At 44.6% G+C, this 19,210-nt stretch carries 17 protein-coding genes and 14 tRNA genes; 16 read left to right on the plus strand and 15 right to left on the minus strand.

What is annotated here, in order from left to right; translation table 11 throughout:
* Window positions 1–57: 57 nt before the first annotated feature.
* The 14 genes from AACU59_RS11820 to AACU59_RS11885 all read left to right on the plus strand — a co-directional run bounded on the left by AACU59_RS11820 (window position 58) and on the right by AACU59_RS11885 (window position 1,790).
* Window positions 58–132 (plus strand) — tRNA-Gln (locus AACU59_RS11820).
* An 81-nt stretch (window positions 133–213) separates the two neighbouring features.
* Window positions 214–298: transfer RNA gene (locus AACU59_RS11825), tRNA-Leu, on the plus strand.
* Window positions 299–323: 25 nt separating this feature from the next.
* Window positions 324–398 (plus strand) — tRNA-Gln (locus AACU59_RS11830).
* A gap of 78 nt (window positions 399–476) precedes the next feature.
* Window positions 477–553 (plus strand) — tRNA-Met (locus tag AACU59_RS11835).
* Between the two features lie 45 nt (window positions 554–598).
* Window positions 599–683, plus strand: a tRNA-Leu gene (locus tag AACU59_RS11840).
* A 19-nt stretch (window positions 684–702) separates the two neighbouring features.
* Window positions 703–787, plus strand: a tRNA-Leu gene (locus AACU59_RS11845).
* Between the two features lie 24 nt (window positions 788–811).
* A tRNA-Gln gene (locus AACU59_RS11850) sits at window positions 812–886 on the plus strand.
* 63 nt (window positions 887–949) lie between these two features.
* Window positions 950–1,034, plus strand: a tRNA-Leu gene (locus tag AACU59_RS11855).
* 25 nt (window positions 1,035–1,059) lie between these two features.
* Window positions 1,060–1,134 (plus strand) — tRNA-Gln (locus AACU59_RS11860).
* A gap of 81 nt (window positions 1,135–1,215) precedes the next feature.
* Window positions 1,216–1,300 (plus strand) — tRNA-Leu (locus AACU59_RS11865).
* Window positions 1,301–1,325: 25 nt separating this feature from the next.
* Window positions 1,326–1,400: transfer RNA gene (locus AACU59_RS11870), tRNA-Gln, on the plus strand.
* Window positions 1,401–1,480: 80 nt separating this feature from the next.
* Window positions 1,481–1,565: transfer RNA gene (locus tag AACU59_RS11875), tRNA-Leu, on the plus strand.
* An 11-nt stretch (window positions 1,566–1,576) separates the two neighbouring features.
* A tRNA-Met gene (locus AACU59_RS11880) sits at window positions 1,577–1,653 on the plus strand.
* 52 nt (window positions 1,654–1,705) lie between these two features.
* A tRNA-Leu gene (locus AACU59_RS11885) sits at window positions 1,706–1,790 on the plus strand.
* 172 nt (window positions 1,791–1,962) lie between these two features.
* Here AACU59_RS11885 and AACU59_RS11890 read toward each other — a convergent pair.
* From AACU59_RS11890 to AACU59_RS11960, 15 genes are all read right to left on the minus strand, one after another.
* The gene (locus AACU59_RS11890) at window positions 1,963–3,096 is read right to left on the minus strand and encodes a flagellin (RefSeq protein WP_026029038.1); all 1,134 of its coding nucleotides are present in this window, start codon (window positions 3,094–3,096) and stop codon (window positions 1,963–1,965) included.
* A 506-nt stretch (window positions 3,097–3,602) separates the two neighbouring features.
* Window positions 3,603–4,742, minus strand: coding sequence for a flagellin (locus tag AACU59_RS11895; protein WP_017045944.1), 1,140 nt, complete (start codon window positions 4,740–4,742; stop codon window positions 3,603–3,605).
* 395 nt (window positions 4,743–5,137) lie between these two features.
* The gene (gene flgL, locus AACU59_RS11900; RefSeq protein WP_013856259.1) at window positions 5,138–6,331 is read right to left on the minus strand and encodes a flagellar hook-associated protein FlgL; all 1,194 of its coding nucleotides are present in this window, start codon (window positions 6,329–6,331) and stop codon (window positions 5,138–5,140) included.
* Window positions 6,332–6,341: 10 nt separating this feature from the next.
* Window positions 6,342–8,216: a flagellar hook-associated protein FlgK gene (flgK, locus tag AACU59_RS11905; RefSeq protein ID WP_017045945.1), complete on the minus strand. Its 1,875-nt coding sequence runs from the start codon at window positions 8,214–8,216 to the stop codon at window positions 6,342–6,344.
* Window positions 8,217–8,358: 142 nt separating this feature from the next.
* Window positions 8,359–9,282, minus strand: a complete 924-nt coding sequence (flgJ, locus tag AACU59_RS11910; protein ID WP_094145414.1) for a flagellar assembly peptidoglycan hydrolase FlgJ — start codon at window positions 9,280–9,282, stop codon at window positions 8,359–8,361.
* 9 nt (window positions 9,283–9,291) lie between these two features.
* A complete protein-coding gene (locus AACU59_RS11915; protein WP_094145416.1) occupies window positions 9,292–10,383 on the minus strand; it encodes a flagellar basal body P-ring protein FlgI in 1,092 nt (363 codons plus the stop codon).
* Between the two features lie 47 nt (window positions 10,384–10,430).
* Window positions 10,431–11,210: a flagellar basal body L-ring protein FlgH gene (gene flgH, locus AACU59_RS11920; RefSeq protein WP_017045947.1), complete on the minus strand. Its 780-nt coding sequence runs from the start codon at window positions 11,208–11,210 to the stop codon at window positions 10,431–10,433.
* A gap of 23 nt (window positions 11,211–11,233) precedes the next feature.
* Window positions 11,234–12,022, minus strand: a complete 789-nt coding sequence (gene flgG, locus AACU59_RS11925) for a flagellar basal-body rod protein FlgG (RefSeq protein ID WP_010319379.1) — start codon at window positions 12,020–12,022, stop codon at window positions 11,234–11,236.
* 21 nt (window positions 12,023–12,043) lie between these two features.
* Entirely contained in the window at window positions 12,044–12,793 is a 750-nt protein-coding gene (gene flgF / locus AACU59_RS11930) for a flagellar basal-body rod protein FlgF (protein WP_026027903.1), read from the minus strand.
* A 198-nt stretch (window positions 12,794–12,991) separates the two neighbouring features.
* Window positions 12,992–14,296 (minus strand): flagellar hook protein FlgE, encoded by a 1,305-nt coding sequence (gene flgE, locus AACU59_RS11935; protein WP_026027395.1) that lies wholly within the window; start codon window positions 14,294–14,296, stop codon window positions 12,992–12,994.
* A gap of 43 nt (window positions 14,297–14,339) precedes the next feature.
* Entirely contained in the window at window positions 14,340–15,047 is a 708-nt protein-coding gene (gene flgD, locus AACU59_RS11940; RefSeq protein WP_013856252.1) for a flagellar hook assembly protein FlgD, read from the minus strand.
* A gap of 16 nt (window positions 15,048–15,063) precedes the next feature.
* A complete protein-coding gene (gene flgC, locus AACU59_RS11945) occupies window positions 15,064–15,480 on the minus strand; it encodes a flagellar basal body rod protein FlgC (RefSeq protein WP_010319383.1) in 417 nt (138 codons plus the stop codon).
* A gap of 4 nt (window positions 15,481–15,484) precedes the next feature.
* A complete protein-coding gene (gene flgB / locus AACU59_RS11950) occupies window positions 15,485–15,880 on the minus strand; it encodes a flagellar basal body rod protein FlgB (RefSeq protein ID WP_013856251.1) in 396 nt (131 codons plus the stop codon).
* Between the two features lie 267 nt (window positions 15,881–16,147).
* On the minus strand, window positions 16,148–16,975 hold the full coding sequence (locus tag AACU59_RS11955) for a protein-glutamate O-methyltransferase (RefSeq protein WP_013856250.1): 828 nt from the start codon (window positions 16,973–16,975) through the stop codon (window positions 16,148–16,150).
* A gap of 10 nt (window positions 16,976–16,985) precedes the next feature.
* Window positions 16,986–17,912, minus strand: coding sequence for a chemotaxis protein CheV (locus AACU59_RS11960; RefSeq protein ID WP_013856249.1), 927 nt, complete (start codon window positions 17,910–17,912; stop codon window positions 16,986–16,988).
* Window positions 17,913–17,989: 77 nt separating this feature from the next.
* On the opposite strand from AACU59_RS11960, the gene flgA reads away from it, so the two are divergent.
* On the plus strand, window positions 17,990–18,736 hold the full coding sequence (flgA, locus tag AACU59_RS11965; protein WP_013856248.1) for a flagellar basal body P-ring formation chaperone FlgA: 747 nt from the start codon (window positions 17,990–17,992) through the stop codon (window positions 18,734–18,736).
* Window positions 18,737–18,864: 128 nt separating this feature from the next.
* Complete coding sequence (gene flgM, locus AACU59_RS11970) at window positions 18,865–19,185, plus strand: flagellar biosynthesis anti-sigma factor FlgM (protein ID WP_017043108.1); 321 nt, start codon at window positions 18,865–18,867, stop codon at window positions 19,183–19,185.
* Window positions 19,186–19,210: the final 25 nt, after the last annotated feature.

Genomic DNA, 19,210 nt, shown 5'->3' on the forward strand with positions numbered 1-19,210 from the left:
GTGTGAGAGTTCAAGTCTCTCTTTCCGCACCATTATTTAGATGAGCAATCATCTTGCAGGGCTATCGCCAAGCGGTAAGGCAGCGGCTTTTGATGCCGCCATCCCCTGGTTCGAATCCAGGTAGCCCTGCCAATATTGAGATGACTAGCAAATAAACTGGTCATAACAACGATTCAATGGATACCAATATTCACTGAATCTACAGGTTAAGTTGCGGAAGTGGCGAAATTGGTAGACGCACCAGATTTAGGTTCTGGCGCCGCAAGGTGTGAGAGTTCAAGTCTCTCCTTCCGCACCATTATTTAGATGAGCAATCATCTTGTAGGGCTATCGCCAAGCGGTAAGGCAGCGGCTTTTGATGCCGCCATCCCCTGGTTCGAATCCAGGTAGCCCTGCCATTATTCAAATGGGTCAGTGTTTAAAAAACCATTGGCACATGGGTGTGGATTGTATTATATTGTCTCGCTCAAAAAGATGGCTACGTAGCTCAGCTGGTTAGAGCACATCACTCATAATGATGGGGTCACAGGTTCAAATCCCGTCGTAGCCACCATAATTTAGTTGTTAGCGAAGGCTGGCAACACATAGATATCGAGCTGCGGAAGTGGCGAAATTGGTAGACGCACCAGATTTAGGTTCTGGCGCCGTAAGGTGTGAGAGTTCAAGTCTCTCCTTCCGCACCATCTCGATAACTAAAAATTTGCGGAAATGGCGAAATTGGTAGACGCACCAGATTTAGGTTCTGGCGCCGCAAGGTGTGAGAGTTCAAGTCTCTCTTTCCGCACCATATTTAGATGAGCAATCATCCTGTAGGGCTATCGCCAAGCGGTAAGGCAGCGGCTTTTGATGCCGCCATTCCCTGGTTCGAATCCAGGTAGCCCTGCCATTATTGACACGATAAGCCAAGCGCTTGTTGTGAAAAAGATTCGTTGAATCAAAATATTAAATTGCGGAAGTGGCGAAATTGGTAGACGCACCAGATTTAGGTTCTGGCGCCGTAAGGTGTGAGAGTTCAAGTCTCTCCTTCCGCACCATTATTTAGATGAGCAATCATCTTGTAGGGCTATCGCCAAGCGGTAAGGCAGCGGCTTTTGATGCCGCCATCCCCTGGTTCGAATCCAGGTAGCCCTGCCATATTTCATATGGCTAGCGATAAGCTACCCATAACAACGATAAATTGAGTAACCAATCCTCATTTTATCTACAGCATAAGTTGCGGAAGTGGCGAAATTGGTAGACGCACCAGATTTAGGTTCTGGCGCCGTAAGGTGTGAGAGTTCAAGTCTCTCCTTCCGCACCATTATTTAGATGAGTAATCATCTTGTAGGGCTATCGCCAAGCGGTAAGGCAGCGGCTTTTGATGCCGCCATCCCCTGGTTCGAATCCAGGTAGCCCTGCCATTATTTGTAGGGTTCGCGATAAGCTGACCGTAAAAAGATAAGCTGAATCAATAACATTCGGCTTATTTAAAGAATACGCTGCGGAAATGGCGAAATTGGTAGACGCACCAGATTTAGGTTCTGGCGCCGCAAGGTGTGAGAGTTCAAGTCTCTCTTTCCGCACCATTATTTAAGATGGCTACGTAGCTCAGTTGGTTAGAGCACATCACTCATAATGATGGGGTCACAGGTTCGAATCCCGTCGTAGCCACCATTTACAACGATAGTTTGAATAACCAATGTTCAATCTATCTATAGTACAAGTTGCGGAAGTGGCGAAATTGGTAGACGCACCAGATTTAGGTTCTGGCGCCGCAAGGTGTGAGAGTTCAAGTCTCTCCTTCCGCACCATTAATTCAAACCCAGCTTAGGCTGGGTTTTGTTTTATTAGCCTTATAACAATATATCCTTTCCTCCCGTTTTAACCGTTGATTCATTTTTCCGATCCATTCTTTGATCACGTGAAAAGTGAGGCATAAAAAAATCCAGCCGAAGCTGGATTTTTAATTTAAAAGTTAACGACTTAACCAAGCAAACCAAGTGCAGCATTAGGCGCTTGTTTAGCTTGTGCCAACACTGAGCTTGATGCTTGAGAAAGGATCTGCGATTTAGTCAAGGCAGTGGTTTCTTTCGCAAAATCAGTGTCTTTGATTCGGCTCTTAGAAGCATTTACGTTTTCGTTGATGTTATCTAAGTTGTTAATCGCATGGTTGAAACGGTTTTGGAATGCACCCAGTTGAGCACGATGGCTGTCTACAAATTGCAGTGCCGCATCAACAATGGCAACTGATTCTTGCGAACCACCTACAGAGGTGACATCAATGGTATCGACTGTCACATCTTTTGCCGCTTGGAAACTCAGTTCACCCGCTAAGCTGCCACCAAAGGTTGCTACGCCATCAATACGATTGCTATCAGTAAAGATTTGCAGTTTGCCTTCATCGTCAACAGAAGCTTTTAACATGTCGGTTTGACCATTGATGTAAGTGGCCAACTCTTCGATGTCATCGCCATCTTTTGCACTTAGGTTGATGGTTTGCTCGCCAGTACGTTTGTCAGTCAACGTAATGGTAAGATCATTAGCACCCGCTTTAACGGTCCAATCTTTATCTTGTCCATTTGCCGCTTGGTAACTCTTACCGCCCATCATTGCGTTGTCGCTGCGCATATTATTTAGGCTTAGCATGACCGCTTCACCGTTATCCGCACCGATTTGGAATGATTTCGTCTCAAAAGTACCATTGAGCAACTTATTGCCACCAAACGATGTAGTTTCAGCAATACGGTTGAGTTCGTCATTCAGCGCGGTGATCTCTTCTTGAATCGCTACGCGGTCGGCTTTCGAGTTCGAACCATTTGACGATTGTAGAGATAAGTCACGCATACGTTGCAAAATGTTGGTGGTTTCGTTCATTGCACCTTCAGCTGTCTGCGCAATTGAAATGCCATCATTTGCGTTGCGCACGGCAACATCTAAGCCTCTGCTTTGAACATTCAAACGGTTAGAGATTTGCAAACCTGCTGCGTCATCTTTTGCGTTATTAATTTTGAAGCCTGATGATAAACGTTCCATTGATAACTGTTGCGCATTGCTAGCACTGTTTAGGTAGCGTTGTGCTGTCATAGCTGAAACGTTAGTGTTTACATTAACCGCCATAGTGGTTCTCCTATTGATTTTCCGACTTAGCGTCATAGACAAACGGTTTCCGACGTCTCGGAAAACCAAGTAGTTCTCTCAAAGTACTATTATTAGCGACTGCGGTTAGGAATCCTTTAACGGGAAAACGACGATTTCGTAAAAAATAACCAATATCGATTAAAAGTGGGATAAACGCTGCAAAACTGGCTGAAATACAAAAATAGTATTAAAGATTTGACGTGATTGGTCGGCTTCACGGGCGATTGAGGAGCATTGATGAGAGCAAGAAATTATAGATAAAGAAAAGCCCCTTTTCCTTTGAGAGAACCGGGGCTAGTTGGTAGCCAGAGCCAATGTGGAGATCAGAGAAATGAACACATTACCGACTGACCGGGGCGTATGATTATCTATGACTATAAAGCAGGGTACATCTTGAGAGAGCTTTATATTCGGCCATAATCATACTTTGCCAAGGATTCCTTCACCTAACCCACGTCTGAGCTGTTGGATGAAGGGTCCTAACATTACTGCAATAGTGACATTGCAGAATTTGGCAACTGTTTTGCTTGAGCGAGAATCGAGGTACCCGCTTGTTGCAGAATCTGTGCTTTCGTCATTTGCGTGGTTTCTTTCGCAAAATCTGTATCTTTAATTCGACTGTTGGATGCTTCAACATTCTCTTGGATATTGGCCAAGTTGTTGATGCTATGGCTTAAACGGTTTTGCTTCGCACCGAGCTCTGCCCGTTGTGAATCCACATATCTCAACGCAGCATCCAGAACGCCCACTGCATTTTGAGAACCACCAACTGAGGTGATATCAATATCTTGAACCGTCGTCTTAACGCCCGGTCCGCCGTTTAGGCCAAGTTCGGTTGCCAAACCACCAGAGATGGCAAGGTCACCTTGTAAATTCGGTTCTGCGGCAAAAATTTGCAGTTTACCGTCTTGATCAACCGATGCTTTAAGCTTGTCGGTTTGACCATTAATGTAAGTCGCTAGCTCTTCAATATCATCGCCATCTTTGGCTAACACATCGAGAGTGACAAGCTCACCTGCCTGGGTGGTGAATTCAAATTTCAAATCACGCGCGCCCGCTGGAACTCCCCAATCCTTGTCCTTTCCTTGCTCTGCAAGGAACGATTGGCCGCCCATACGGAAGTCATCAGCACGTATGCTGGTAAGCCCCATAATGATCGCCTCACCTGAGCTCGCACCAATCTGGAACGATGCTTCACCAAACGAGCCGTTGAGCAGTTTACGTCCACCGAATGAGGTCGTTTCTGCAATACGGTTTAACTCATCTTGCAATGCGGTCGACTCTTCATCCAAAGCTTGTCGTTCTGACGCCGAGTTGGTGCCGTTTGCTGATTGAAGAGCAAGATCACGCATACGTTGCAAGATACTGGTCGACTCATTCATTGCCCCTTCCGCGGTCTGAGCAATCGAAATACCGTCGTTGGCATTACGCATTGCCACATCTAGGCCACGAGACTGAGCGGTTAAGCGGTTTGAAATTTGTAAGCCTGCCGCATCATCTTTAGCGCTGTTGATTTTATTACCTGATGATAAACGTTCCATCGAGGTATTTAATTCACCCGTCGCTTTATTAAGGTAACGCTGAGCAGTCATTGCTGAGACGTTAGTATTTACTGTAATGGTCATAGTTTGCTCTCCTAGTGAGTTCGCAAGCTTTTTGCGAAGCGGCCAGCTTTACTCTCATTTGGAAGCACTGACCGTGAACTTGCTAAATCCGCTATTTGCCGATTTAAAAACTTGTTGTATCAACTCTGATATAGACAATTCAATTAGTATGCCAACTTTTAAAACATCTGATATTAAAATTAATATTCTTTGTTTTTTAATCACTTAGAAGAACTTCAATCATTCTATCTTTGTGAGTGAGCATCCAGTTTTTTCTCGTTAGCAACAGAGTTGCCACTTTCGTTTGCCGCTCTATTGCCTCTTTATCTCTCGATAATAGATGAGCAATTTCCAGGCCAATTTTTCAACACATTCCACTCTTCGCGCATATGGCTTAGCACATAAGGCATTGAAGATTAGATATAGTTGAAAAGGGTCAAATCTTTCGTTTTACCAAAAGCCAGCTGTGAAGCCTGCAACGCACGTGAATTCTCATTAAATTCAATCACCGCTTCCGCGTAATCAAGATCTTCAAAGTTACTTTTTGATTTCGCTAAACTGATTTTGAAATCTTCATGCTGTTCTTGTTGAATATCTAAAGTGCTCAAGCGTGCACCGACATCAGTACGCACTTTATTGAGATGAATAAAGGCGGCATGGAACTCTTCCGTAATTTGGTGCAGTTTCGCTGTCGTCGATGCATCCGATACGGAGCCCTGCGAGAGCTCAATCGCGTCTTTATAGCTATCAAATAAGGTAAAGGTTGAACGTGGCTCTAGGCTTAACACATCACCTTTCGAAATTTGCCCTTTTACGTGCACCGTCAGATCTTGATATCGAATGCCTTTTTGTGGATCAAACTCATCGGCCTGTACCACGCTGCCATCTTTCTCTAATTGGTAACCATATTTGCCGTTAGCCATATCAACAAACGTCACGGTATAGCGTGATGTATCATTCGAGTCTAAATTAGTTGCGCGCTCGAGCAGTAACTCTGAACCTTCGTTTAATTGATAGTTTGGTTCGTAGTTACCAAACGGGTTATCAATCTCCATAAACACTTTATTACCCGGATTATTGAACGGGATCTCTAAGCTGTTGGAGATACGCATTTTGCGCTGATAATCATCGCCGGAATAAGTCACGTTACTGGCATTATCTCTAAAAAATGGCTGATTCTTCGGCTTGGTGCCGGCAAACATGTAGTTACCGGACTCATCTTGCGTATTTGCTAGTTCAATTAAGTTGTTGAACATCTCTTGCAGCTCACGCGCTTTCGCTTCTCTATCTTCTGGAGAGAAAGAGCCGTTAATCATTTCCATAACAGTACGCTTTGCCTCATCGGTCGAGCTTTCCGCATTGGCAATGATTACTTCTTGATGCTCTAAGCGGTTTCGAACCAGCACTATTGCATCAAGATATTGGCGTAATTGCTCTTCTTGCTGCCCTACTTTTTGGATGTAATGAGTGGCTAATGGGCTATCACTGGCCGAAAGCAACTTCTTACCTGACGCTAGCTGCGCTTGGTTATGATGGATCTTTGATTCTTGACGGCGCATATCGTTTTGCACCGATTGATAGTTATGGAAGCTCGATATTCTGGTTAACATTTATCGCCTCCTATCTCAGCTGCAAAATCGTGTTGAAAGTATCATTAGCCACCTGCATGATGCGTGAGGAAGCCATATAAGCTTGTTGGAACTTCATCATGTTCGCGGCTTCCTCATCAAGGTTGACTCCGGAAATGGACGCAATGCGCTCCTGCGCTGACTCTTTTTCAAGCCTGGCCACATCACTTAAGCGTGACGCGGTGGCCAGCTGCAAACCAAAATCCGTATTGAGATCGTGATAAACCCCGAGCACGGTCGTTTCACCGTCGTTGAGTTTTTTCTCCGTTTGAATTTGCTGCATCTTACGTAAATTGCCGTTATCACCTTCTGAGGGGACAAGGTTTGCCGTAAATTTATCATTGGGTAGCGCGCCAGCCGTCAATTCAAACGTTGTACCAAGCACAGTAATCGAATTCGATGGTGGGTAGGCCTGTGGTTCTAGCAGCACGTTGCCTTTGGTATCCGTGACCGCAAATTGATCGCCCGTTGGTGAGATCACCACTTCAAATTCACGCAACCCACCTGCCGATAAAATATTAAATTTTGCCTGCCCTTGGGCAAAAGTGGTGGAGGCTTCATAACTTTGTGCGGCAATGGCTGTCGGATCGTTGGTCGCCATTTTCATAATAGCGGCACCATTACGCGTTGGACGCAGCAATATGCGCTCCCCTGCTTGAGGGGCGTTGCGAATCTCAACTCGCATTCCATCTAAAAATAAACTGCTGCCAACGACCGGAACGTTAACCCGCTCGCCCGTTGGCTTTAATACGGTATAATTGCTGCCGTTGTACTGTAGGGAGTATTCACCACTTTTCAACGCTGAAGTATCTTCGATATAGACCGCCATATCGGCTTTTGAATTGCCAGCGATGATCGCTCGCGAGCGGGCATTGACTTCAGAGTTCACATCCGTAAACAACGCTCTTCCTACATTGCCACGTAAGTCCAAGCCTTGTGATTGCAATTTGTTAACTTCATAAGAGAAAGATGTTGCCATGCGGCCAAGTTCATCCATTAGGTAAGGAATGTGCTTATCTCGCATCGTAAACAGCGCACTTAACTTACCGCCAATATCCTCAGTGGTAATGGTCTTGATCCCTTTGCCTTCAATCATGGCCAAGCGGCGCTGACTCACATCAGGATAACCATCAACCATCTTCATTTGGCTGGCTTCTGTACCTGAGACGAGCGTGTGCCCGCTCCCGATATGGATGTTAAACCCTTCAGCATTTTTACGTGGCGTCACGGTGACCTTGGTGTATTCAGACAACTCAGCCACCAATTTTTCATGCTGGTCCATTAAGTCATTGTGAGGACCAGGAGTACGCATCATTAAGCGTTGTAAATCTCGCAGCTCAAGCGCCAATTGGTTAATACGCTCAACGGCAACATCTAGCCCTTTGTTGGTCGCATCAGATTGGCGGCGAATGTTCTCGTGAAAATCATTCATGTTTTGAGTGATCAGATCCGCTTTCTCAAGTACAACTTTACGCGCACCTACATCATTCGGGCTGTCGGCGAGGGTTTTAATCGCATCAAACCATTCGTTTAAGTTTTCAGGGATTTTTTTCGAGGCCACTGACGACAATAACTTTGAAAGCATGTCTAAATTTTCTTCGTCGTCACGCTTAAAGGAAAAGCTGGTGGTAGATAGGTTTAATTCATTAACGGCAAATTGATCCCATGAGCGGCGAACTTTTTCCACATGTACGCCCATACCGTAGGTTTCACCACCGTATTGGCGAGGCGTATTGGTCCCTTGGATCACAGACTGACGGCTGTAACCTTCTGTATTAACATTAGAAATGTTATGACCTGTGGTGCTGAGTTGTCTCTGAGCGGTAAGTACACTTTGGGTACCTAGATTCAGAAGATCCGACGCCATACTGCCCCCGAAAACCTAATCAAATCAGTGGTTACTGAATATCTAAGTTAGTAACTGCAATATGTATGCCAAAGGAGTTTCAAAGAGGAGATTAGACAAAACAAAGGAAAGATAAAAGCCAGCAAAGCTGGCTTTAGAGGGGTTATTCCATTGCTTCAATTTGAGATTTTACTCTCAGCACTTTTTCAGCATAGTACGGGTCCGTCGCGTAACCAGCAGCGTGCAGGCCACGAATGAAAGACTCATCGCTGCCATTATGGTTCAGCGCCACAGTGTAGCGCGGATTGTCATTGAGAAAACGAACATAGTCATTAAAACTGTCTTGATAATTTCCATAAGAACGGAACGCAGCTTTTTCCATCACGGGTGTATTATCATGATATTCAAGAGTTTGCGTCGCCACTTTCTCACCTAACCAACTTTTATCCGCTTTGATGTTGAATAAGTTATTACTGCTACCACGAGCATTTTGAACAACTTTTTGTCCCCATCCGGTTTCTAATGCCGCTTGAGCAAGTAGCAGTGAAGAGTCAACACCTAATGCCCGCGCTGCTTTTTCAGCATAAGGTTTCATTGAAGCCACAAACGCTTGCGGCGAATCAAATCGACTCGATTCGACCTTGCTAGGTTCGATCGTTTCTTGCGTTGAGAGGCGGCGGGTGTTACTGCGTTCTATACGGCGCATGGCTTCTTGGAAACCATCTTGCGTCGGGTCGGTTATTGATGGATCGTTTTTCGAGGTGCCGTTAGCCTGACTGAGCTGCGCCACAATCATATCGGCAAGCCCTAAAGAACCGGAGGCACTGAGCTCGCTCGACATTTGTTCATCAAGCATTTGTCGATAGAAATCTTCGTTTTGGCTGTTGAACATCTCAGATTTAAAATCGGCATTGGCGTCGCGCATCGATTTGAACAACATTGAGGTAAAAATCGCTTCAAACTGTTTGGCTGCGGCCTTGAGCGCCGCTGACTCGCCTTCTTTATCACCGGTTTTAGCTTGCTGACGTAGCTTATCTAAGCTAGCAATATCATGAATAAAGCCAATATCATTGGGATTATTAATCATCTTCCTCTCCTAGATAATGATCAGTTGGCCTTCAATCGCGCCTGCTTGTTTCAATGCTTGCAGAATCGCCATCAAATCTGAAGGGGCTGCGCCCACTTCGTTGACCGCGCGCACTAAATCATCCAAGGTCAAACCCGGTTCAAATTTAAACATTTTACCTTGTGCTTCAGACACTTCTATTTGGCTATTAGGCACCACAGCTGTCTGACCACCCGCTAACGCATTGGGCTGACTGACATTCAAATTCTCTTTAATGGCAACAGTCATACCACCGTGCGTCACCGCAGCAGGTTTTAAGCGCACATGCTGGCCGACAACAATGGTACCAGTTCGAGAATTGACGATAATTTTGGCTGAGCCATCCGCTGGATCAAACTCAACATTTTCGATTGCAGAAAGAAACGCGACGCGCTGCCCAACATCTCGTGGTGCACGGATACGTACTGACGTTGCATCAACCGCGGTCGCCATCTCTGGGCCTAGGAAGTTATTCACTGCATCTGCCATACGTTGCGCCGTGGTGAAGTCAGATTCAAGCAAATTGAAGGTAATAAAATCGCCACGGCTAAAAGGTGTTGGTACTTCACGTTCCACCATAGCACCGCCTGAAATCAGACCAACCGTTGGGTTATTGCCGACAATTTTAGAACCATCAGCACCGGTGGCACTAAAACCACTGACCACTAAATTACCTTGGGCCACGGCGTAAATTTGACCATCCAACCCCTTAAGGAAGGTTTGCATTAGAGTGCCGCCACGTAAACTTTTAGCAGAGCCGATCGAAGAAACGGTGACATCGACATTTTGACCTTGCTTGGAAAACGCCGGCAATTCGGCCGTGACAATCACGGCGGCAACGTTCTTTGTTTTCGGTTTAGTGCCCGGCGGCAATTGAATGCCGAAATTTTGCAACATGGCGTTAAAACTTTGGTCGGTGAACGGTGTCGATTCGCCCGTTCCCGGTAGCCCAGTAACTAGACCATAACCCACTAATTGGTTACTCCGCACGCCCGCAACTTGAGAGACATCTTTGATACGGGCCGCTTGTGCATGGGTTGCGATGAGCAACAGACTTAAAACAAGCAGGGTGAATTTTTTCATGGTCTAGTACCTTAATTTCTACGTTTCTTTACGCCAGAACTCCGGCGTTACAGAGAGACATTAAAGAATCGTGCCAAGAATCCAGGTTCTTGCATATCTTGATTGGTGCCTGTGCCTGAATATTGGATGCGTGCATTAGAAATACGAGTAGAAGCAATGGTGTTGTCAAAGTCGATATCATCGGGACGAATGGTACCGCTTAAGCGAATGTATTCATCGCCAGTGTTCAGTGTGAGCCATTTTTCACCACGGATGACTAAGTTGCCGTTGGCGAGTACTTCAATCACTTCAACCGTGATCGAACCAGAAATACTGTTACTTTGGTTGGCTGCAGAACTGCCATTGAACTTGTTGTCATTTTTCAACGCATAAGAGAAATTGTAATCACCCACAGTGAGATCTTTACCGCCGACAGCGAGTGGGTCCATCGACGCATCATTGGATTTGGATAGATCCGCATCAGCACTCTTGGCCGCTTTGGTACTTTCATCAAGATTGACGGTAATAATATCGCCAATGCCACGCGGTTTTGAATCATCATAAAGACTGTTCATTTGTGCCAAATTAAACAGTGAACCAGTTTCCGCGGCATAATGTTCTGGTTTCTGTTTTGGATGAATGGGAGCCCAAGCGGGATCACCGGCTACGGGATCGGAACGCTTACGCATTGAGTCCAGTAAACCAGAACCTTCTTCTGCAGACTTATCCCCTTCAACCGCGTCCACCACGGTTGTACCTTGAACCACCTCAGGAGTATCGACGGGTGGCGGCATTAACGAGCAACCAGACAAAGCGGTAACCAATACAAGACTCAATAGACGTTTCATCGCAGCATTCTCTTAGTTAATGATTAGAGTTGTTGGTTCACAAAACTCATCATCTTATCGACTGCTGAGATGACTTTTGAGTTCATTTCGTAAACGCGTTGCGCTTCAATCATGTTGACCAACTCTTCTGTGACGTTCACGTTAGAGGTTTCAAGCATGGATTGACGAACATCACCGAGGCCGTCAAGCCCTGGCACCCCTTCTTGTGGATCACCACTAGCACCGGTCGGTAGATACAAGTTTTGACCAATCGGCTCTAGACCGCCTGGGTTGATAAAATCAACCGTGGTAATTTGTCCAACCACTTGGTTATTTTGCTGGCCACGAAGCCTGACGGACACTTCACCATCATTACCCACAGTAATAGAGATTGCATCAGGTGGAATAACAATTTCCGGCTCTAAATTATATCCAGCACCGGACGTCACAATCGCCCCTTCGTCGTTGAGGGTAAATTGACCATTTCGGCTATAAGCGATATTGCCATCTGGCATCAGGATTTGGAAAAAGCCGTCACCTTCAATCATCATATCGAGGCTATTGGTCGTGGTTTGTACGTTGCCGTGGGTATGCACTTTTTGTGTTGCCACGACTTTAGAACCCGCACCAAGCATCAAACCGCTTGGCAGTTTGGTATTTTGCGAAGATTGACCGCCCGGTTGATTAATATTTTGATAAAACAGATCTTCAAATACCGCACGACCCTTTTTAAAACCAATAGTCGAGGCGTTCGCTAGGTTGTTTGAGATAGTGGCAATATTGGTTTGTTGGGCATCAAGCCCGGTTTTACTTACCCATAATGCAGGTTGCATAGTAATCTCCTTTAACGCTTATCAGCTCATACGAAGCAATGAATCGGACGATTTGTCCATCTCTTCTGCGGTGCTCATCATTTTGACTTGCATTTCAAACTGACGTTGTAGCTCAATCAAGCTAGTCATCTCACCCACCGCATTGACATTACTGCCTTCCAGCGCACCTTTTAATAGCTTTACGCTAGCATCTGCTTCGAATGCTGCATTAGGATCTTTAGCACGGAATAAACCATTCGTATCTTTGTATAGGGATTGATTATTGGGGCGAACCAGTTTAATTCGGCCTACCACTTCCATCGCATCGGCTGGAGCGCCTTGCGGACGAACGGAAATAGTACCGTCATTACCGATTTCTACTTTACTCAATGGAATAGGTAGAGTAATTGGCGCGCCCGTTCCATCTAGCACTAGATGGCCGCTACCATTTATGAGCATGCCATTTTGGTCAATGCTTAGGTTGCCACTGCGGGTTAACCCCTCTTTGCCGGTCTTATCCATCATGGAAATCCAACCGTCACCTTGAATGGTGATATCGAGATCGCGCCCTGTGGTAATGACACTGCCTTGCGCAAAATTATGTCCCGGACGTTCTGTCATACTAAACACGCGGCTCGGTAACCCTTCGCCATAAGCTTGCATTGAGCGAGCTTGCGCCAAATCAGCACGGAACCCCGTGGTACTGACGTTTGCTAAATTGTTCGCTCTTAATTGCATGGCTTGCATGTTTTGCTTTGCGCCACTCATGGCGAGAAACAGTGCGCGATCCATAATCTGCTCCAATAATCATCGTTCGATCATTAAAAGCAATTGACGTGCCAACTTATATTTAAACTAAAAATCAATAGGTTAAATGTAATTTCACAAAAAAATAGGGAGGATATAACGAAGATTGCCGCAAACAGATGGCAACAATACCAAGCTAACATTGCCGCTAACTTGGTATTGCCATTGATGACGTTAAAGGAATTAACGGATCTGTAGTATGTTTTGTTGTAGCTGGTTGTGAACTTCAAGCGCACGCGAGTTCGCTTGGAAGTTACGCTGAGCAGAGATAAGATCCACCAGCTCTTGAGTCATATCAATGTTGGATTGTTCAATAACACCATTGCTGATGGTACCAAATGAGCCTTTGTTTGATTCACCCCAAATTTTATCACCGGAGAATTGAGTCGAATCCCACTGCGTACCGCCTTTTTTATCTAAGCCTTGTTCATTGGCTACGCGGACAAGCCCCACACGTCCTAGAATGGTATTTTGACCATTTGAGTAAGTGGCTAGCACACTGCCATTTTCATCGAAATCGATCTTCGTCAAAAAGCCCGTGGTTGCGCCATCTTGTACAAATTTAGTCAACTCAAATGGAGCGGCAAATTGCGTAGCCGAATCGAGACTGAACGACAATGTTTGGTTGGCATCAGCACCGTTGAGTTCAACTGGGTTTGCCCCCAAACCTAAAGGCTCAGTTACAATTTGCTGACCATTATTCATGCTGGCTAGCGTACCATCATTATTAAACTTCATGGTATGCCCAATATGACCCGTCGGCGTAGTGGCATCACCACCAACTACATTGATTGGTTTCTCACCAGTTTTATCCGTCACGGTGTAATAGGTTTGCCATGTGTTAGCTTGCGTCTGATCTTTGAGGTAATAGGATGTCAACTTATAAGGCTGACCCATCGAATCGTAGATCGTAGATGAGGTGGTACGGTTGTACGTCTCAGGATCAGTAATATCAAACAAGGTTGGGTCTTTTAACTTGCCATTAGCTGGCAAGTTCGCGCCAAGTTCAACATTAGCTGTCTGTTTAGGTTTACCAAACTGAGCAGGAATATTGATAGGTTTTGGCTCATACGAAAGAACATCACCAGTATCAGGGTTAACATCATAGCCAAGCAAAAATTCGTCATTTGACGTTACCATGTAATCATTTTTATCGAGGTGGAAAGCACCATTTCTGGTCAACTCATTTTGTTGAGGCGTCAGCTTATCTTTCGCAACCGCAAAGAACCCCGTTCCCGCAACGCGCAAGTCCATCGGGTTATTAGTATAAATACTGGAACCTTCGTGGAATTGTTGTGCCACTTTGTTCGCCTGAACACCTTGACCAGGAGTGGTTTTGGAGTTGGTAAACAATGAGGTTGAGTAAACATCACCAAACTCAGCACGCGACTCTTTAAAACCAAAGGTATTCGCGTTAGCAATGTTGTTACTGGTGGTGTTCAGATCTAACTGAGCTGCGGATAAACCGCTTAATGATATATACGACATTCCAAAATCTCCTATCTAGCTAGCATATCTACTCTATAAAGAGTTACGCTTTGCCAACTTCTAGTACTTCAGCAAGTTTAACTGGCGATGTAAATCCAGCCAGATTGAGCAGTACGTTACCATCACCTTTACCCAGCAGAACGCTATTGACGTTTGCGTAAGTCGATACCGCAAACTCCTTGCTTTCTCCATCGAGCAAACCCGAAGCTTTCACTTGGTATTTGCCGCCCGGCAATGGATTACCGTTTTGATCGTTACCGTCCCATTCAACGCGATTATCACCGGCTGATTTAGCCCCGACATCAAAGGTACGAACCAATTGTCCAGCTTCATTCTCTATTCGGACAAACAAGTTCTCTAAACTTTGAGGAAGTTTGACCATCGCAGCCATCCCAGCACCCTCTTTTTTGATCCCTGCTGCTCCCGGTACTAACACATCACGGCCAACCAGTGATGAAGCCTGTAGAGCTTGGTTGGATGTCATCGACGAGTTGAGACTCTCAAACTGAGTGTTCATTTTGCCGATACCATCAACTGTGGCAAATGACGCCATTTGGGCAATCATCTGGTCATTACTGACCGGTTTAAAAGGATCTTGCTGAGCCAGTTGTTTGGTGAGTAACGATAGGAAGTCTTCTTGTTTAAGATCTTGCTTCCCCGTTGTCTCTTCTGTTTTCTTTTGGTCTTGAAGACTTTTCAGCTGGTCAATATAAGACAAGCCGCTTTGACCAATGTTATTTATTCCGGCCATACGCTACCTCCTTATCTTATTGACCCATCTGCAGCGTGCGCAGCAGCATTTGTTTACTTGCATCAGCCACCTGCACGTTCGTTTGATAAGAACGAGAAGCCGAAATCATGTTAGCCATCTCTTCCATCACATTGACATTAGGCTTGTAAATATAGCCTTCATCGTTGGCAAGTGGGTGATCTGGGTTATATTCTGCGTTAAGCGGTTTATCGCTTTCAACAATACCTAATACTTTTACAGGTACATTATGATCACGGTTATAACGCGCTTTACTTAACTCTGCACCAAACACCGCGTGACGCGCTTTGTAAGTATCTTTCGCCGAACTACTCACACTATCCGCATTGGCTAAGTTACTTGAGGTCGTATTTAGACGAACAGATTCAGCACTCATTGCAGAACCAGTCACATTGAACACATTAAATAAGCTCATCTACTTATTCCCCTTTGATTGCTTTCGTTAAGTTCTTGAATTTACTTCCTAAGAAGTCCAGTGAGGCTTGGTGTCTGATCTGGTTTTGCATAAACAAGTTACGCTCTAAATCTACGTCCACCGTGTTGCCATCACCCGTATCAGGTTGAGTCGGAATTCGATAGAGACTCTCGCCAGTTACTTTCGTGGAGGCAGATATATGCCGACCATCCGTACGGCTAAGACCAATGCTTGCCCCTGAACTTGCCGCCTGCAATGCTTTTTGAAAGTCCATTCCTTTTGCTTTAAAGCCCGGTGTGTTCGCCTGTGCAATATTGGTGGAAATCACCTCAGCATTGCGCTCACGTACACCAACCGTGTGTTGGTGAATACCTAATGCGTTGTCAAAAGAAATAGCCATGTTTGCCTCTACACTAAAAACTGACTGTTACTACTCATATTAAAAGCAATTAACGTACCAACTTAAAAAAAACGAACCGTGTTTACAACAATTTTATCTAAATAAGAATCCGTCAAAATGTAAGCAAAATATACGCCGCTTTATCCACTTGTCGCCCACAACTTCAGTAAATCTCACCAATCAAAACGAAATTAGGGGAAAGAAAAAGCCCAGCAAAAGCTGGGCAAGTAACTAAACGTAAGCAAGTAACTCAACGTAAGAATGTGGCTATTTGAGTTTATAAATGATGCCAGGGTTACAACGAACCATTTCAAACTTATCGGTCAATCCTGTCAGTGACTCCGATGCGCCGAGCAATAAGTAGCCACCGGGGTTTAAGCTACTAGCCATTTGATTTAATACTTTCGACTTCATATCAGGTGAGAAATAAATCAAAACGTTACGACAGAAAATAATATCGAATTTACCCAATAAGGCATAGCTCTCCATTAAGTTCTGAGGACGGAAGTTAACTAAACGCTTAACGTTATCTTTGATTTTCATTCGGCCATCACCAGCATCCTCAAAAAAGATTTTGCGACGCTCTGGTGATAACCCTCTGCCAAGTGCTAAATTGTCATAAATTCCCGCCTTACACATATCCAACATGCTGGCGGAAATATCCGTCGCGGTGATGGCTACGCTCGGCAACATACCCGGCTTGCGCTGTTGAGTTTCCAGCACCGTCATCGCCATTGAGTAAGGCTCTTGACCTGAAGAGCTTGCCGCTGACCAAATTTTTATAGGGCGTTTATTTGCAGCGACCTCGGGTAATAGACGTTCCGCTAAAACGGTGAATGGGTAAGCATCACGGAACCACAGTGTTTCGTTGGTGGTCATGGCATCGACCGCTGCAACTCGTAGCTCACGGTTTCGCCCCGTAACCACATCACGTAACAAGTCAGAAAGAGAGGTTAACTTGAATTTAGCAACCAGTGGACTTAAGCGACTTCTCACTAAGTACTGTTTGCTATCTCCAAGTACAATCCCGCACTGAGATTCCAAAAAACGGCTGAAATCGCGATATTCTTGATCGCTTATAGTTATAGCAGTCATTAATTTCTCTTTAGTTAACTAGTGCAGCTTTCACCGCATTCCCAAGCTCATCAGGGTTGAATTTAGCAATGAATGAGTTTGCACCCACTCGCTCAACCATGGCTTGGTTAAAAACGCCGCTCAGTGAAGAGTGAAGAATAACGTATAGATCTTTCAAATCTGAATTTCTACGTATCTCTGCTGTTAATGTATAGCCGTCCATTTCAGGCATTTCAATATCAGAGATCACTAAAGATATTTGATTGTAAATTGGCCCTTCTGCTGCCATCTCGATCAATTTTTCATACGCCTCTTTACCATCTTTAACAGCAACGACTTCAAAACCTATCGATTCTACTGCTCTTTGAACCTGTTTACGCGCAACGGTTGAGTCATCGGCAATTAAAATTCGACGGATGATCTCTTTTTCTGTTTCTACTTGGGCGATCGATTCACCAATCGATGAATCCATTGTCTCATTAACCGGAGAAATCTCTGCCAAAATTTTCTCTACATCGAGAATTTCTACCAATTCGTTATCAATATTGGTGACTGCGGTTAAGTAGTTATCTTTGCCTGAGCCATCTGGTGGAGGAAGAATGGCTTCCCAGTGCATGTTTACAATTCGATCCACCGAGCTGACCAAGAAAGCTTGGATAGATCGGTTGAATTCAGCAATGACCACAAAACACTTATCAAGGTCCGCGGTGGGACGTCCACCTACGGCCAAACTCAAATCAATGACAGAAACGGTTTGACCACGAATATGAGCAACACCTTTGACTAGGCGATGTAAATTGGGCATCAAAGTTAACTTAGGGCACTGGAGCACCTCTTTAACTTTAAATACGTTGATACCATAACGTTGCCGTCCCATTAGACGAAACGTTAAGAGTTCTAATCGGTTTTGACCAACGAGTTGCGTACGCTGATTCACAGAATCAAGAATACCCGTCATAAGCTCATCTCCATCTCAAACTTTTATGCAAAAAAGTGGTAGTCTACTACAGGCTATGAAGAAACCAGAGAAACAGAATGATGCATACAAAAATATGTTTACATCTACTTTCCATAACTAAGTGTAGAGCTTTCTATAGAAATTTTTATCTCTCTATCGGCTTTTTATTGTTTTTCTTTAATTTTTCTCTTCATTCTGCCACTTTGCCGCAAGTTGAAGCCATTCAACAAGCTGCGGAACAACATGTTTTAGAAACTATTGAGTGGCCTCCCAGCGGGGAGTTAAACGTAAAAGCGGCAAATGTTGATGACCGAATTTATGCCACCGACTGCCCCACACCGTTATCGACCTCTTCCTCATCCAGTAATGGTTCTGCAAGTAATATCACAGTTCTGGTTGAATGCATTGAAGATAACTGGAAAATTTATGTTCCTGTAAGACTGACCATTTCACTGCCACTTGTCACCGTTGCCGTACCCATTTCTCGTGGGCAGCAAATTACGCAGCAAGATGTCTTGATTACAATGGTAGACTTACACCGCTTTAGACGACAAGGTTTTTCCGATATAAATCGTATCGTCGGAGCTAAAGTGAAAAAAAACATGCGTATTGGCGATGTAGTTGAGCAAGATGATATATGCGTCGTATGTCGGAATGAAAACGTTATGATTCAAGCAGTCAAGCAGGGAATGATCATCACAACCAAAGGAACCGCTTTAAGTGATGGTATTTTTGGTGAGCAGATAAAAGTGAAAAACGATAAATCAAACCGTATAATAGATGCACAAGTAACCGGTATTGGCGAAGTCACGGTTCAATTTTAACGCTTTCATTACACTTCTAAATGTGTTTACGTTGTTAAGAAAGTGAAACAGAAAAAAAAGCTAAAGTAATCACAAGCACCGTCGATATTGACTGTACAGGTTTCCATTATTATTAATAAGGCTCACATATGGCAGGTATTGATAACATACGTTCGGGGCAAACATTAACGACGACAAATCGTAGTAATGCTCGTACTGAATCGAATGCATCTCCATCGACATCCGGCTCGGTCACTCGTTCACATCAAAATCAAGATGCGGTATCACTTAGTACCCAAGGTAAGGCCATTGGTGAAATGCACAACCAAATGGTATCTCAGCCAAGTTTTGATAGTGCCAAAGTCGCTGCAATTAAAGATGCGATAGCCAATGGCTCATATAGAGTCGACCCAGAAAAGTTGGCTGATAATATGATTAAATTTGAAAAAGAGTTGGGTGGTTTTAACTAGCCCTACTTTTGACTAATTAAGGCAA

The sequence above is a fragment of the Vibrio sp. V23_P3S9T160 genome, from assembly GCF_963886625.1.
GTDB lineage: Bacteria > Pseudomonadota > Gammaproteobacteria > Enterobacterales > Vibrionaceae > Vibrio > Vibrio anguillarum.